We start from the raw sequence: 15513 nt of genomic DNA on the forward strand, positions 1-15513 counted from the left end.
TGTAATGTTAAAAAAGTGTTCTTAAAAAAATATTAATATTGTATTAAGTCAATAGAATAAAGTTTATAGTAATAGTATAATATTAGTAACATCTATTAAAGTTGTAGGAGTTGAGTATATTATGGATAAGATTATAGATTTTAATGAGCTAAAAAATAAAGTTAATGATAAAGATATAGATAAATTTGAATCGTATATATATTCCTTATATTATGATATGTCTTCTGGAAAATTAAACATGGCAGACTTCACAAAAAAGATGATGGAGTATATGGAGGAAAATAACATATCACAAGATAAGTTTTTGAAAATGCAAACTAAGTTAATGGAGAGATATGGATTTGATGCTTCTGCTATAGAAGAGCAAATAAAATCACTAGGACTTAACAATGTTATACCAGGCTCAGGAGATATTGAAAAAGTAAGAAAAACAATGAGTTTTCAAGAAAAATATAAGGACAGGATTAAAGTAACAACTGTTAATAATTATTTTATAAAAAATGATAAAAATAATGTAGGAATATTAACAGAAGGAGAAAATGTTATTTTAAAAAGTTTTGGTAAAATTGATTTAACTGATTTAGAATTAAATGATTTTTTATGCTCTTATAAGAAAGTTATTGATGATAATACATTAAAAATATCTATTTGCGAAGACGTAAAAGAATATGAATACTAAAATTGTTTTAAAAAATCTATTTATTTTGTAGAATTATAGTTTATAATAAATAAGGTGTGATTATAATCATACCTTATTTTTGTGTAATATATTAATTGAAAATGAAGAAGTAAAAATTTAAATTTAAAAATAGACTTAATAACCAGGAGGATAATTAATGAGCGTTTTAACAGTTAAAGATATGAGTCATGGCTTTGGAGATAGAGCTATTTTTGAAGATGTATCCTTTAGATTATTAAAGGGGGAGCACGTTGGTTTAATTGGAGCTAATGGTGAAGGAAAATCAACATTTATGAATATAGTTACAGATAAACTTATGCCTGATGAAGGAAAGGTTATTTGGTCAAATAATGTTAGAGTTGGATATATGGATCAACATGCAGCTTTAGTAAAAGGACAAAGTATAAGAGATGCACTAAGAGATGCATTTAAGTACTTATTTGATTTAGAAACAGAAATGAATTCTCTTTATGAAAAAATGGGAGATTGTACTCCAGAAGAACTAGAAAAGATGCTTGAAAGAACAGCAGTAATTCAAGATTTACTAGATCATAATGGATTTTACATAATCGATGCAAAGGTAGAGGAAGTAGCAAAGGGACTTGGACTTTTAGATTTAGGTTTAGACAAAGATGTTGATGATTTATCAGGTGGACAAAGAACAAAAATCTTACTTGGAAAGTTATTACTTCAAAATCCAGATATATTACTTCTAGATGAGCCTACTAACTACTTAGACGAAGAGCATATAGAGTGGTTAAAGAGATATTTAAATAATTATGAAAATGCATTTATATTAATTTCTCATGATATACCATTTTTAAATTCAGTGGTTAACTTAATTTATCATGTTGAAGAAAGAAAATTAACAAGATATGTTGGAGACTATTATGAGTTTAAGAGACTATATGATGAAAATAAAAAGAGATTAGAAGCAGCATATGAAAAACAACAAAAAGAAATAGCTAGACTAGAAGACTTCGTTGCTAGAAATAAAGCAAATGTCGCTACTGCTAATATGGCTAAATCAAGACAAAAGAAGCTTGATAAAATGGAAGTAATAGAACTTTCAAAAGAAAAACCAAAACCAGAATTCAACTTTAAAATAGCAAGAACAGCTGGGAAAACAATATTTGAAACTGAAGATTTAGTTATAGGATATGATTCACCACTTACAAAGCCATTAAATCTTTATATGGAAAGAGGACAAAAAATAGCTTTAGTTGGAGCAAATGGACTTGGTAAATCAACATTACTTAAAAGCTTATTAGGAATACAACAGCCACTATCAGGAAAAGTTCATAGAGGAGACTACCAACATATAGGTTATTTTGAACAAGAAGATAGAAGTGGAAATACAAACACATGTATAGAAGAAGTGTGGCAAGAGTTTCCAAGCAAAACACAATACGAAATAAGAGCGGCCCTTGCTAAATGTGGTTTAACAACAAAGCAATTAGAATCAAAAATAATGGTTTTATCAGGTGGAGAAGCTGCAAAGGTTAGATTATGTAAAATATTAAATACAGAAACTAATATACTAATCCTAGATGAGCCTACAAATCACTTAGATGTAGATGCAAAAGATGAATTAAAGAGGGCATTAAAAGAATACAAAGGATCAATTTTACTTGTATCACACGAACCAGAGTTTTATAGAGATGTTGTGACAGAAATATGGAACTGTGAAGAATGGACTACTAAAATTTGTTAATTTTTAAAGTGATGCTTAAATATAGATTTATTTTATAGAATAGAACAGAACAGTAATAGTACTAATAAGTATTATTACTGTTTTTTATTATTTCGATGGATTTAGATTCGATATATAATATTGGGATAAATTTGTTCAAAATTACGAACTAACTTCTATCTTCTTATATATAGGAGGTTAAAATATTATAATAGATCGAAAGGTTGATTTACTTCATACAAAGTCAGTATGTGATTATGGTGGCGTTTTATATTGAGTATTAAAATAAAGAAAATAATTCACAAAAAATCATTAAGTAGGGTTTCCAATTGGTGACCTTACTTATAAAAAATTATACAGAATCATTTTTTATCTTGAATACACTTTATTGAAACAATACAATATAGTAAAAACGGAGGTAATAGAAATGAAACAAAACAAATATGATGATAAAAATTTTTTTGATAAATACAGTAATATGGATCGTTCGAAAAATGGACTTAAAGGTGCTGGAGAGTGGCATGAACTTAAAAAAATGTTTCCGGATTTTGAAGGTAAAAAAGTTTTAGATTTAGGCTGTGGTTTTGGATGGCATTGCCGATTTGCAATAGAAAATGGTGCAAAGTCAGTTATTGGAGTTGATATTTCAGAAAAGATGTTAAATGAAGCAAGTAACAAAACAGAATCAGAAAATATTCAGTATATATGCATGCCAATAGAGGATATTGATTTTCCTGACAATTCATTTGATGTTATTATAAGTTCATTGGCTCTTCATTACATTCAATCATTTGAGGATATTTTAAGTAAAATAAGTAAGTGTATTTCAAAAGGTGGAGATTTTATTTTTTCTGTAGAACATCCTATTTTTACTGCACAAGGGACACAGGATTGGTATTATGATGACAAAGGTAATATTCTACATTGGCCAGTTGACAAATATTTTACAGAAGGTCTTCGTAATGCAAGTTTTTTAGGCGAAGAAGTTATAAAATATCATAGAACATTGACAACATACTTAAGCAGTCTTATAAAAGCGGGATTTGAAATAACAGGAATTGTTGAACCAAAACCAGCAGAGAACTTACTATATACTATTCCTGGTATGTTTGATGAATTACGCAGACCGATGATGTTACTTGTATCTGCAAGAAAAAAGTAATTATAGAATAATTGCTATAAAATACACATCCAACGTAGTTTTTTATTTGCTACTAAAATTGTTTAACCTAGTTAAATGAATTTAGTTAAAACTAAGAAGTAAAAGAGAATAGGATAGGTGAATTTCATTTGGAATTTCTTAGATTATAAGAAGAGTAAGTATAAAAGATAACTTCTTTTTAGTTAGAAATTATAAGATTAAATGCTTTAGGGAGTTTAGAAATTGATTGTAATATAAATATTAAAAAGATATAAGAAATCAATATATAAGTAAAGAAGTTAAGGTAACAAAATCTAGAATTACCAAAAAGAAGTGAAAATATGACGTAGAGATAAGAAATATTATAATAATATTAGGAAATAGATTTGGAATGGTGATATGGGCACATGAAATTAGTATGGAAGTGTTAAAAAAGGTATGAGGGGAAATCTCATACCTTTTAATTAATAATTAATGCCAGCTTCTTTTATATTATTAATATCACTTTGAGAACATGGAGTAATTGCATAAGTCATTTTGCAATTTGGACATACAGTTACAAATGTTTCCATTATGATATCTTCTCCACATGAACATTTTATTGGATAAGGAGTATTTAATTTCAAATTTGCTTTCCCTTTTTCTCTAAGTCTATCAACAATAGATTTTCCATCTTTTTTTGTTCCGCAACCACAACTCATAATTTGACCTCCTAAAGTTTTTTACTAAATGTTATTACATATACAATTATATATAAATTATTAATTTAGTATGTAACTATGGTTACCAATTAATATTTTAAGATGATGCTTATTTATAATTTATCATTATGTGATAAAATTACTGTAAAGGGGATGAAAATAATGAAGTTTAACAGTTTAATACCAGAATTATCCGTTATTAATATAGAAGAATCTAAGAAATTCTATATAGATATTTTAGGTTTCAACTTAGAATACGAAAGAGTAGAAGATAAATTTGCTTTTTTATCACTGGGAGATATACAAATTATGATAGAAGAGGTAAATGGCTATTGGAATACAGGTGAATTAGTGTACCCATTTGGAAGAGGAATAAATTTTGAGATGAAAGTATCCAATGTTGAAAAAATAAGAGATAATCTAGTTAAAAATAATATAGAATTATTTAGAGATATAACTATAAGTGAATATGAATCTAATGGGAGAATAATATTACAAAAAGAATTTCTTGTACAAGATATAAATGGATATTTATTAAGATTTTGTATGCATAATTAGTTTAGTAAAAATATTACTTAAAAGAAGGATTATTATTAAAGCTGTAAATATATTTAATTTATTTAAAGTTCACATATATGTATATTAATGGGTTGTCCCACTGCTGTTTAGTGAGACAACCTTTTATTTATTTCAACTATTAGGGCTTGGATTATAAGAATAAAATTAATATAAATAATATACAATTATTGAATAGTAATTAACTTGATAATATATTTTATAACTGCTAATATAGTAATATTAATTAATAATTATTAGTTAATAATAAGTTGTTAACGCTAGTTAAGAGGATAATATAAATTTGAAGATTTAACTAAGGAGGATTTATTAATGGAACGTTTAAAAGATAAAGTAGCTATTATTACGGGTGGAGCACGTGGAATGGGGGCGTCACATGTAAGATTATTTGTAAGTGAAGGTGCAAAAGTTGTATTTACTGACTTAAATGAAGAAGAAGGTAGAATATTAGAACAAGAATTAGGTAGTAATACAAAGTTTATTAAACATGATGTTACTGATGCTTCAGGTTGGGAGAAAGTTGTAGAGGAAACTGAAAAAATATTTGGACCAGCTAATATTTTAGTTAATAATGCTGGAATAACTATGAATAAATCTATTTTAGAAATGACTGAAGCAGAATATAGAAAAATTGTAGATATAAATCAAGTGTCTGTTTTTCTTGGAATTAAGGCATTAGCTCCTTCTATGAAGAAAACAGAATCAGCTTCAATAATTAATATTTCATCTATGAATGGAATGGTAGGGGGAGCAATTGGTTATACAGACACTAAGTTTGCAGTTCGTGGAATGACAAAGGCAGCAGCACTTCAATTATCACCATTTGGAATTAGAGTTAACTCAGTGCATCCTGGAGTAATAGAAACACCAATGGTTACTGAAGGAGAATCATATGAAATAATTAAGAATTTTGCTAAACAAATTCCAATGAGAAGAATGGCTAAACCAGAAGAAGTTTCAAATTTAGTTCTTTATCTTGCTTCAGATGAATCAAGATATTCAACAGGATCTGAATTCATTATAGATGGTGGATTAACTGCAATGTAGATTAAGTATAGGGTATCTAAGGAACTATGTAATTATTTATCATAATATATCCATATAGATTACATATTTAATTTGTATGAATTGATAAATAAGACAAGCAAATTAGTAACTATTAATATGTTTATAAAATTTTATATATGATAAATAAGAAAAGCTTAGTGTTACATCACTAGGCTTTTCTAAATATAATAAAAAACCTTACAGTAAGAGTAAGGTTTTGGTTGCGGGAGCAGGACTTGAACCTACGACCTTTGGGTTATGAGCCCAACGAGCTGCCAACTGCTCCATCCCGCGATATTAAATTTACATATTAGCTTTGCTAACTTGTATCCTTAGTATATGCTTAATAAAGGTTAATGTCAAAATGATATAACATAATATTATGGCATATGATGACAAGAGATATCTTAGAGTGTCATATGGTATCAAATGCTACGAAATAAGAAGAAGTTATATTAAAATCTAATGTCTTTAATGGAACTCAACAATTATATAGTAATATCATATGGAGAAGATATAATTGTTAGTTCAAAATTGCAAGAATTGTCTGATGATAAAATTGTAATGAGAAGGGGCACATTTTATTAGTATAATTTTATGAATAAATAAATTTACTAGAGATTTATTTAGGAATAACTTAAAAAAGAAGTTACTGCTGATTTGGGAAGACAGTCATATGCAAAGAGGTATTAGAACTTGATAATGAGGTTATTTATCTTTTTTAGGCTTTTTACTTATATAGAATAGTATATAGGAAGGAATTACCTTTTTATTAGTTTATAGATATTGATATAATAAGTGTTAATCAAAAGATAGGGGATATATTATATAAAAAATAATATGGAGAGAAGAGATATGGAAAATTATAAGATTTTAGGTGTAGATGAAAATGCATCAATGGAAGAAATAAAAATAGCATATGAAAATAAAGTCAATAAGTTGAAAGAAGAAGTTAGAGATGAGAAAAGAGCCAAGGCTTTTATAGAGGTATTTGATAAAGCTTATGAAGAAATAAAACAGGAAAGAGAAAAAAATCAATATAAAGAAAATTTCGTTAATGACTCTAATAATAACAGTTTAAATGAAGGTTTTCAAAATAATTTTAAAAGAGATAATTGGGCTGATAACAATAATTTTGAGTATGATGATGACCAAGAAGAAACTAAGAAGAAAAGCAAAAAATCGTCTTCTAATAATTCATCAATGAAGAAGCAAAAAAGTAATAAAAAGAATTCTTCAAATGATAAAGATAAGGAAAGTAATAAAGATAAGTATAAAAGACAAAGTTCTAAAAAAGATGTAAATAAACAAAAAAGTGAAATAGATACAGTAAGTAGAGTAATTATAATTTTATTTAAAATAATAGCATTGCCTATAATAGCCATATTATCTATAATAATATTTTTATGTAAGATAATTAATTTAATATCTTGGATTGCAACTAAGGTTATCATAATAGCAGCAATTGCAGTTGCTTCTATACATGGCTATCAAGTTTATATTGGACAACCTATGTATTATGAGGTATTTGTAATATGTGCTGTGGCATTTGTAGTTTCTTTATTTTTACCAAGTATACTAAAAATAGTTCCATCAATATTAGATAAAATAAATGATAAATTAAAAGATTTTGTTTTTAACTAATAAAAAATAAGTTTTGTATAAATTTGATTTAAAAATTAATTTATTACCATAAGAAATATGTTGACATTCTTTAGAGAATCAATATATAATTGTCTCAAGAAAACTAGTCCTTTAAATTTAGTCCAGAGAGACTGATAAGGTCGATATGATACGGCAGATAGAATAATTAGGTTATATAGAGTTAATTTATATATCTAATTTTAAGCGTTAACGACCTTTCTATATAATAGAGAGGTCGTTTTTTATTAAATATAAGTACTGGTTTTCCTTAAATATAATATTTAGGGGGATACAAATGGAACAAAAGATATTATTAGAAGAAGTTATTAATGAAAATCATGATTATGAGTTAGATCATGTGCACAAAAAAGATAAGAAGGGATTCTTTTCAATGTTTGTGGTTATGCTTGGATTTACATTTTTCTCTGCAAGTATGCTTACAGGAGGAAACTTAGGAACAGGATTACCGTTGAAGGATTTCTTTATAGCAGTACTTATAGGAAATTTAATATTAGCGTGTTATACAGGATTATTAGCATATATAGGAGCAGACACAGGTCTTTCAATGCATTTACTTGCTAGATATTCTTTTGGTGAAAAAGGATCATATTTAGCATCTTTTATAACGAGTATTACACAAATAGGTTGGTTTGGTGTTGGAATAGCAATGTTTGCAATACCAGTAGCAAATAGATTTAATATAAACTTATACTTATTAGTTGGAATAACAGGATTATTAATGACAGCAACTGCTTATTTTGGAATGAAATCTTTAACGATTTTAAGTTCAATTGCAGTACCAGCAATAGCTATATTGGGTAGTACATCAGCAGTAATGGCAACAAATTCAGTAGGTGGAGTTCAAGGCTTAATGAACATAGAGCCAAGCAGTAAGATGGCATTAGTAACAGCAGTAACATTATGTGTTGGATCATTTATAAGTGGAGGAACAGCTACTCCAGATTTTGCGAGATTCTCAAAAAATAAAAAAGTAGCAGTATCAACAACTGTAGTAGCATTTTTCATAGGAAATTCATTAATGTTCTTATTTGGAGCAGTAGGGGCAATGGTTACAGGTAACTCAGATATAGCAGATGTTATGTTTTCACAAGGGTTAATTTTACCTGCGATATTAGTTTTAGGATTAAATATATGGACAACTAATGATAATGCAATTTATACAGCAGGACTTGGACTTTCAAATATAACTAAATTACCTAAAAAGAAGTTAGTAATTATTAGTGGGTTAATAGGAACAGTAGGAGCAATATGGTTAAATAATAACTTTACAGCATTCTTAACTTTCTTAAACTCAATGTTACCTCCAGTAGGTGGAATAATAATAGCTGATTACTTCTTTATAAAGAAAAGAAAGTATGATAATATACAAGAGACAAAATTCCAAGATATAAACTGGATTGCTATAGTAGCATTCTTAGCAGGGTTTATCGTTGCAAATGTTGTGCAAGTAGGAGTTATAGCATTAAATGCAATAATAACAACAATGTTAGTTTATGTGATAGGAACAAAAATAACTAATAAATAAGGTGAGGATAAAATATGTTAATTAGAAAAGTAAGACTTTTAGATAGAGAAGGATTATTTGACATAAGAATAGTAGATGGAAAGTTTACAGAGATAGATGAAAATTTAGAAGTATTAGAAAATGAAGAAGTAATAGAAGGAAATGGAGCATTAGCTTCAGCTCCTTTTATAGATCCACATATTCACTTAGATACTACTCTTACAGCTGGAGAGCCAGAATGGAATAAAAGTGGAACTCTTTTTGAAGGAATTGAAAGATGGTCTCAAAGAAAGGAATTTTTAACTAAGGAAGACGTTAAAAATAGAGCTAAAAAAGCTATAGAATGGCAAGTAGCTAATGGAATTCAATTTATAAGAACTCATGTAGATGTTACTGATGATAGCTTAGTTGCATTAAAGGCAATGGTAGAAGTTAGAGAAGAAGTAAAAGATTATGTTACATTACAAATAGTAGCTTTTCCACAAGAAGGAATACTTTCATATACAAATGGATTAGAATTAGTGGAAGAAGCTTTAAAATTAGGTGCAGATGTAATAGGAGCAATACCTCACTTTGAGTTTACAAGAGAATATGGAGTAGAATCTATTAATAAGATTTTTGAATTAGCTAAAAAATATGATGTATTAGTAGATGTTCACTGTGATGAAATAGATGATGAGCAATCAAGGTTTTTAGAAGTTGTTGCTACAAGAGCTTTAGAAACAGGTTTAAAGAATAAGGTAACTGCTAGCCATACTACAGCTATGGGATCATACAATAATGCATATACATATAAGTTATTTAGATTATTAAAGATGTCAGGAATAAATTTTGTTTCAAATCCTCTAGTAAACACTCATCTTCAAGGAAGATTTGATACATATCCAAAGAGAAGAGGTATTACAAGAGTTAAGGAGCTTAATGAAGCAGGTATTAATGTATGCTTTGGACATGATGATATATTTGACCCGTGGTATCCAATGGGAACAGGAAATATGCTAGAAGTAGTGCACTTTGGGTTACATGTATGTCAAATGATGGGCTACGACGATATAAATGAATCATTAAAGTTTATATCAAGCAATAGTGCAAGAACTTTAAATATTGAAGATAAATATGGAATAGAAGTGGGAAAACCAGGCAATTTAATTTTACTAAATGCTGAAAGTGGTTATGATGCTGTTAGAAGAAGAGCAGAAGTTTTATATTCCATAAGAGAAGGAAGAGTTATTGCTAAAACTACTCCTAGTAAAACGTTTGTAAATATGAGTGAAGAAAAGGAAATTAATTTTAAAAGATAATTTATATAGAGGATTTATGCTTACAATTATTGGCATAAATCCTCTATTTTTTTGTAAATAAAAGAAAAAACGAATAAGTGAGAGGTATAGCCGGATAATTCTTTATTAGAAGGAAATAATAGATATTAAAGTTAATAGTAATTATATGGGTTCCTATACATTAAATTCCAATGGTGATATAATTTAAACATTAGTATTTATTATATAATTATTGGATTTCAATAATAAGTATAATATGATTACTTATTTAAAGGAAAGAATTGATGTTAGAAAATATAATAATGATAGAGAAATATTAAAAAATGAAATATTAAAGAAAGAAATATTAAAGAGAGAAAAGGTACCTTTTTATGGTACAGTGTAATCTCATATAATATCACAAAAGGTTACTTTAAAATAAGGATTTTATCAATTATTTGCAGGAGTGAAAATAAGAAAAATATGTGAAGGTAATTAAATTAAATAAATATTATACTAAAGGAGTTGGTAAATATGTTTATAATGCAAGACATAATGCAAAAAGTTGTTGTTAAGAACCTAACTAATGATATTATAACTAATATAAAATTAACACATGATGGTGAGTGGAATGGTAATCATAAAGAAGTGATAAAAAAACTTAAAAGTAATGAATCTAGAGAAGTATCATTATATACACAGAAAGTAAATAACAGGTGTAATCTAATTCTAACTTATACCTATAAAGATATAAGTAATACCGTTGTTGCTTATGATAAATTAAGTGGAAAAGATTTAAGATTAATTACCCTCGAAATTAAAGAAATAGATGAAAAAATTGTGGTTAATACAACATTAAATAATGAGTTGTGGACATAATATTGGAAAACAATAAAAACAGAAATTTTTAATTTCTGTTTTTATTATTTATGGTATTATTACAAATAATTTCTTTAAATAATAATTAAGCATTGCTTATACTTGTATATTGTTGTTTCTAAATTGGCTTGGGGTAAAACCAACAATGTTCTTAAAGGTTTTGCAAAAGTTCCCTTGATCACAAAAATAAAGTGAAGTAGATATCTCTAAAATACTTTTATTGGTTGTGAGAAGTAATACCTTAGCCCTTTCAATTTTTAATTCCTTAAAGTATTTCATTATTGAGATTCCCATATTTTTTTTAAAGGTATTTGATAAATATCCAACAGATAAATCTAGTTCACTAGCGATTCTTTCTAAAGTTAAAGTGTTTTCTAGATTAATATAAAGATATCCAATTATCTTATTTAATATTAAATTGCTTCTTAATTCAACATGATTAATTAATATATCAAAATAAGAATTTATCATATCTAGTTCTAATTGCTGTAAAGAATGAAGTTTTTTAGTGTTTATTATAGCGTTATAATATTTATTATACAAAGTATGGAGATAAGTTTTTGTACTACCATTTTTAATAACTTCTCTAGCAAATACTACATTCCACATAATAAGATCATTTTGTTTGGTGGGTATTGGTATATTTTCTTTTTTTTCTTTTTCATGCTTATCTAAATTTAGTTTTAGCAAAGTCTCATAATCTTTATTTTCTATTAAGAAAGTAATCTGATTAACAAATAAAAACTCATCTGAATCATAAGAATCATACATAGCATTATCCTCCCCAAAAAATAATGATAAGTAAATTATATATTAATTATAGTAAAACATATATACAAAATAAACAAAAAAATACAATTTAAACCAAAATTTAATTATAGTAATAAGTATAATAAAAATATAAATGATTGCAATCGTTTTCCGACAATTGGTTTAAGCATAGAGTTATTATTTATGAATGAAAAGGTGGTGATAAGGAAATTGTTGTATGGTAAAAGTTAATTTACCATAAGATTTAAGATGTAAATAAAATTATTCAATAATTGTAGAAAAGTATAGTAAGAATAGTTAAGGAGGTAGTATTAAATGAAAGTTTTAAGAAAATTTGCAGTTTCAATGTTATCATTAGTATTACTTGTAGGAAGTTATTTAGGTCCAGTTAATAACAAAACTGTATTTGCTCAATCTTTGACAAATGCGGAAATTAATAATATAGGAGAAAGCAAATTAAATAAGGTTGATTACTCAAATGATGTAATCTATCAGGTAGTGACAGATAGATTTTATGATGGAGATAAAGCAAATAATCCTACAGGAGAATTATATGATTCAACTAAGAGTAATTATAAAAAATACTTTGGGGGAGATTGGCAAGGAATTATAGATAAGATTAATGATGGATATCTAACTGGTATGGGTATAACTGCAATATGGGTTTCTCAACCAGTTGAAAATATTTACTCAGTGTTAAGCCAAGCAGGAACCTCTTATCATGGATATTGGGCTAGAGATTTTAAGAAAACTAATCCAGCTTTTGGTAACTTTGATGATTTTAAAAGATTAATTGATACTGCTCATAAAAATGGTATGAAAGTAATAATTGATTTCGCGCCTAACCATACATCACCAGCAGGAGAAATTACCCCTGATTACGCTGAAAATGGAAGGTTATATGATAATGGTACATTACTTGGTGGAATAATTAATGATAGTAAAAACTTATTTAACCATTATGGTGGTACAGATTTTTCAACATTGGAAGATGGAATATATAGAAATTTATATGATTTAGCTGATTTAAATCATATAAATCCAACTGTAGATTTGTATTTAAAAGATGCAATTAAGTTATGGATAGGTATGGGGATCGATGGTATTAGAATGGATGCAGTAAAGCACATGCCGTATGAATGGCAAAAGAGTTATATGGATGCTATTTATTCGTATAATCCTGTTTTTACATTTGGAGAATGGTTCTTAGGTGCTGGTGAAGTAGATTCAAATAATACTAATTTTGCAAATAATAGTGGAATGAGTTTATTAGATTTTAGATATGCACAAACAGTTAGACAAGTTTTAAGAGATAATAAAAGTAATATGTATAAGTTAGATGAAATGTTTACCTCAACAGCAAAGGATTATGAACATATTAATAATCAAGTTATTTTTATTGATAACCATGATATGGATAGATTCTCTGTTGCAAATAATAATACATCTGTTGATCAAGCATTAGTTTTAACACTTACATCAAGAGGTGTACCAGCTATATACTATGGAACAGAGCAATATATGACAGGAAATGGAGATCCATATAATAGAGCAATGATGAGTGGATTTAACACTAATACAAATGCTTATCAAATTATTAAAGCATTGGCACCTTTGAGAAAATCAAATTCTGCACTTGCTTATGGTAGTACTAAACAAAGATGGATAAATGATGATGTTTATATTTATGAAAGAAAATTTGGTGATGATGTTGTGGTGATTGCTTTGAATAAGAGCAATAATAGTATTAATGTTAGTGGTCTTGTAACATCATTACCATCAGGTAATTATAGTGATGTATTAGGTAAACGAGTTAAAGGAAATGATATTGTAGTAAATCAAGGTACAGTTTCTAGTTTTAATTTATCAGGCAATTCTGCTGCAGTATGGAGTTATAATACTAACACTAGTAAACCTAATATAGGTAATGTAGCTCATCCAATGGCTAAAGCAGGACAAGAAGTTGTAATAACAGGAGAGGGTTTCGGAGATGTGAAGGGAACTGTGTATTTTGCTGATAAGGCTGCAGAAGTTATATCTTGGACTAACAATGAAGTTAAGGTTACAGTACCAAATGTTTCTGCAGGAAAGGTAAAAGTTTCACTTCAAACAGCTGAAGGTATAAAGAGTAATATATATGAAAATTATGATATTGTAAGTGGTGATTTAGTAACTGTAAGATTTGTTGTAAATAATGCTAATACTAATCTAGGAGAAAATGTATTTCTTGTTGGGAATGTTCCAGAGTTAGGTTCATGGAATGCTACCAAAGCTATCGGATCATTATATAACCAAGTAGTGTATAAATATCCAACTTGGTATTATGATGTAAGTGTACCAGCAGGAAGTAGTATTGAATACAAATTTATTAAGAAGAATGGAAATTCAGTAACTTGGGAAAATGGTAATAATCATGTATATACAGTACCTAAAAATTCAACAGGTACAGTAGTTGTTAATTGGCAGAACTAAAAAATGTGAATAAATAATATTAAGCATAAGAGAGAGTTATAAATATTATATAATTTATAAAAGTGCAAATAGAGATTTAATTTATCTCTATCTGCACTTTTTAACTATGATAGTAATTTATAGGAGAAAAATTTCTTTTAAATATGCTCTTAAATATAAAATTTAATTAAAAAATATTAAAATAAATGAATTTTTGGTTTGTAAGCTAGGTGGATATTTATTAAAAATTTGTTCTAAGCAAATATTATAAATTGATGTACTAAAAAATCATCTTTTAGGAAGAATATAATTGAGCATTATTTTGAAAGGATGATTTATATGAATAAAGATGAATTAATATATTATAAAAATAAACTTAATCAAGAGAAAAAGAGAATTAATGATCTAATTGAGCAATTAGATGATAATGGAATGACTAGATTTAATGCAGAGGTTGCAAGTGAATTATCATTTTATGATAATCATCCTTCTGATATAGCTAGTGAAACCTTTGAAGTTGAAAAAGGTAGAGCACTAGAAGCTAATGAAAGGGCATTACTAGATAAGATAGATGATGCTTTAAAAGCCATTGATGAAGGAAGTTATGGTAAATGTCAGAACTGTGGAAAAGAGATAGATAAGGAGAGGTTAGAGTTTTTACCTTATGCATTAAATTGTATTGACTGTCAAGATGTTGTTAGTACAATAAAAACTTATAATTCTAATCAAAGAGTAGTAGAAGAAACTGTAATTGGAAATCCATTTGGTCATAAATCAAGATATGGGGATAAAGATGAAATAGGATTTGATGAAGAAGATAGTTATCAATCTGTTGGAAGGTTTAATGAAATAAGAAATGCACCACAATATGAATATGATTACGATGATAATACTTATGTTGAAGAAATTGAGAAAATAAGTAATGAGCAATATAAGAATCAATTACCTGATTAAATTTTACTGAAAACACCAAAATTTTAAATTTATTGCATATATAATTATATGAAAATATTACATATGAAAGTATTTTAAGTTGTTAATTTTACTAACTTTTAAAGGGGCTCGCGAAATAAACTGATACCTATAGACTAGACACTTAAATAAAAGGGTTTATGGCTATAGGTATTTTTTATATAATTAAATAAAT

14 protein-coding genes and 1 tRNA gene are annotated in these 15513 nt (G+C 27.2%); 12 read left to right on the forward strand and 3 right to left on the reverse strand.

Annotated elements, in window-relative coordinates; translation table 11 throughout:
• The first annotated feature begins 118 nt into the window (after window positions 1-118).
• From I2A75_RS13580 to I2A75_RS13590, 3 genes are all read left to right on the forward strand, one after another.
• Window positions 119-679, forward strand: a complete 561-nt coding sequence (locus I2A75_RS13580) for a DUF3867 domain-containing protein (protein WP_195265422.1) — start codon at window positions 119-121, stop codon at window positions 677-679.
• A 157-nt stretch (window positions 680-836) separates the two neighbouring features.
• A complete protein-coding gene (locus I2A75_RS13585) occupies window positions 837-2393 on the forward strand; it encodes an ABC-F family ATP-binding cassette domain-containing protein (RefSeq protein ID WP_195265391.1) in 1557 nt (518 codons plus the stop codon).
• A 406-nt stretch (window positions 2394-2799) separates the two neighbouring features.
• Window positions 2800-3534 carry a class I SAM-dependent methyltransferase gene (locus I2A75_RS13590; protein ID WP_195265393.1) on the forward strand — a complete coding sequence of 245 codons (735 nt, stop codon included), beginning with the start codon at window positions 2800-2802 and terminating at the stop codon, window positions 3532-3534.
• A gap of 443 nt (window positions 3535-3977) precedes the next feature.
• Here I2A75_RS13590 and I2A75_RS13595 read toward each other — a convergent pair whose 3' ends face one another.
• Entirely contained in the window at window positions 3978-4214 is a 237-nt protein-coding gene (locus tag I2A75_RS13595; protein ID WP_195265395.1) for a hypothetical protein, read from the reverse strand.
• Between the two features lie 162 nt (window positions 4215-4376).
• On the opposite strand from I2A75_RS13595, the gene I2A75_RS13600 reads away from it, so the two are divergent.
• Both I2A75_RS13600 and I2A75_RS13605 read left to right on the forward strand, forming a co-directional pair.
• Window positions 4377-4772, forward strand: coding sequence for a VOC family protein (locus I2A75_RS13600; protein WP_195265397.1), 396 nt, complete (start codon window positions 4377-4379; stop codon window positions 4770-4772).
• 330 nt (window positions 4773-5102) lie between these two features.
• Window positions 5103-5837, forward strand: a complete 735-nt coding sequence (locus tag I2A75_RS13605) for a glucose 1-dehydrogenase (protein ID WP_195265399.1) — start codon at window positions 5103-5105, stop codon at window positions 5835-5837.
• Between the two features lie 218 nt (window positions 5838-6055).
• On the opposite strand, the gene I2A75_RS13610 is transcribed toward I2A75_RS13605, so the two are convergent.
• A tRNA-Met gene (locus tag I2A75_RS13610) sits at window positions 6056-6131 on the reverse strand.
• A 546-nt stretch (window positions 6132-6677) separates the two neighbouring features.
• On the opposite strand from I2A75_RS13610, the gene I2A75_RS13615 reads away from it, so the two are divergent.
• The 5 genes from I2A75_RS13615 to I2A75_RS13630 all read left to right on the forward strand — a co-directional run bounded on the left by I2A75_RS13615 (window position 6678) and on the right by I2A75_RS13630 (window position 11144).
• Entirely contained in the window at window positions 6678-7481 is an 804-nt protein-coding gene (locus tag I2A75_RS13615) for a molecular chaperone DnaJ (RefSeq protein ID WP_207733830.1), read from the forward strand.
• 295 nt (window positions 7482-7776) lie between these two features.
• A complete protein-coding gene (gene codB, locus I2A75_RS13620) occupies window positions 7777-9027 on the forward strand; it encodes a cytosine permease (protein WP_195265404.1) in 1251 nt (416 codons plus the stop codon).
• 14 nt (window positions 9028-9041) lie between these two features.
• Window positions 9042-10307, forward strand: coding sequence for a cytosine deaminase (gene codA / locus I2A75_RS13625; protein WP_195265406.1), 1266 nt, complete (start codon window positions 9042-9044; stop codon window positions 10305-10307).
• A 235-nt stretch (window positions 10308-10542) separates the two neighbouring features.
• Window positions 10543-10671, forward strand: a complete 129-nt coding sequence (locus tag I2A75_RS18125) for a hypothetical protein (RefSeq protein ID WP_279325040.1) — start codon at window positions 10543-10545, stop codon at window positions 10669-10671.
• A 128-nt stretch (window positions 10672-10799) separates the two neighbouring features.
• Window positions 10800-11144: a hypothetical protein gene (locus I2A75_RS13630; RefSeq protein ID WP_195265408.1), complete on the forward strand. Its 345-nt coding sequence runs from the start codon at window positions 10800-10802 to the stop codon at window positions 11142-11144.
• A gap of 96 nt (window positions 11145-11240) precedes the next feature.
• Here the strand turns inward: I2A75_RS13630 and I2A75_RS13635 are convergent, their stop codons facing one another.
• Window positions 11241-11915: a helix-turn-helix transcriptional regulator gene (locus I2A75_RS13635; RefSeq protein ID WP_195265410.1), complete on the reverse strand. Its 675-nt coding sequence runs from the start codon at window positions 11913-11915 to the stop codon at window positions 11241-11243.
• 315 nt (window positions 11916-12230) lie between these two features.
• On the opposite strand from I2A75_RS13635, the gene I2A75_RS13640 reads away from it, so the two are divergent.
• Window positions 12231-14387, forward strand: coding sequence for an alpha-amylase family glycosyl hydrolase (locus tag I2A75_RS13640; RefSeq protein ID WP_195265411.1), 2157 nt, complete (start codon window positions 12231-12233; stop codon window positions 14385-14387).
• A 318-nt stretch (window positions 14388-14705) separates the two neighbouring features.
• Window positions 14706-15320, forward strand: a complete 615-nt coding sequence (locus I2A75_RS13645; protein ID WP_195265414.1) for a TraR/DksA C4-type zinc finger protein — start codon at window positions 14706-14708, stop codon at window positions 15318-15320.
• Window positions 15321-15513: the final 193 nt, after the last annotated feature.

Origin of the sequence: Clostridium sp. 1001275B_160808_H3 (assembly GCF_015550425.1) — a bacterium.
In the GTDB taxonomy this organism is placed as follows: domain Bacteria; phylum Bacillota; class Clostridia; order Clostridiales; family Clostridiaceae; genus Clostridium.

Excerpts from the sequence above, each read along its gene's own strand:
- I2A75_RS13635 (WP_195265410.1), bottom strand. The coding sequence starts at position 11,915 with ATGTATGATTCTTATGATTCAGATGAGTTTTTATTTGTTAATCAGATT.
- codA (WP_195265406.1), top strand. The coding sequence starts at position 9,042 with ATGTTAATTAGAAAAGTAAGACTTTTAGATAGAGAAGGATTATTTGAC.
- I2A75_RS13645 (WP_195265414.1), top strand. The coding sequence starts at position 14,706 with ATGAATAAAGATGAATTAATATATTATAAAAATAAACTTAATCAAGAG.
- I2A75_RS18125 (WP_279325040.1), top strand. The coding sequence starts at position 10,543 with ATGATTACTTATTTAAAGGAAAGAATTGATGTTAGAAAATATAATAAT.
- codB (WP_195265404.1), top strand. The coding sequence starts at position 7,777 with ATGGAACAAAAGATATTATTAGAAGAAGTTATTAATGAAAATCATGAT.
- I2A75_RS13640 (WP_195265411.1), top strand. The coding sequence starts at position 12,231 with ATGAAAGTTTTAAGAAAATTTGCAGTTTCAATGTTATCATTAGTATTA.
- I2A75_RS13590 (WP_195265393.1), top strand. The coding sequence starts at position 2,800 with ATGAAACAAAACAAATATGATGATAAAAATTTTTTTGATAAATACAGT.
- I2A75_RS13585 (WP_195265391.1), top strand. The coding sequence starts at position 837 with ATGAGCGTTTTAACAGTTAAAGATATGAGTCATGGCTTTGGAGATAGA.
- I2A75_RS13595 (WP_195265395.1), bottom strand. The coding sequence starts at position 4,214 with ATGAGTTGTGGTTGCGGAACAAAAAAAGATGGAAAATCTATTGTTGAT.
- I2A75_RS13600 (WP_195265397.1), top strand. The coding sequence starts at position 4,377 with ATGAAGTTTAACAGTTTAATACCAGAATTATCCGTTATTAATATAGAA.
- I2A75_RS13615 (WP_207733830.1), top strand. The coding sequence starts at position 6,678 with ATGGAGAGAAGAGATATGGAAAATTATAAGATTTTAGGTGTAGATGAA.
- I2A75_RS13605 (WP_195265399.1), top strand. The coding sequence starts at position 5,103 with ATGGAACGTTTAAAAGATAAAGTAGCTATTATTACGGGTGGAGCACGT.
- I2A75_RS13630 (WP_195265408.1), top strand. The coding sequence starts at position 10,800 with ATGTTTATAATGCAAGACATAATGCAAAAAGTTGTTGTTAAGAACCTA.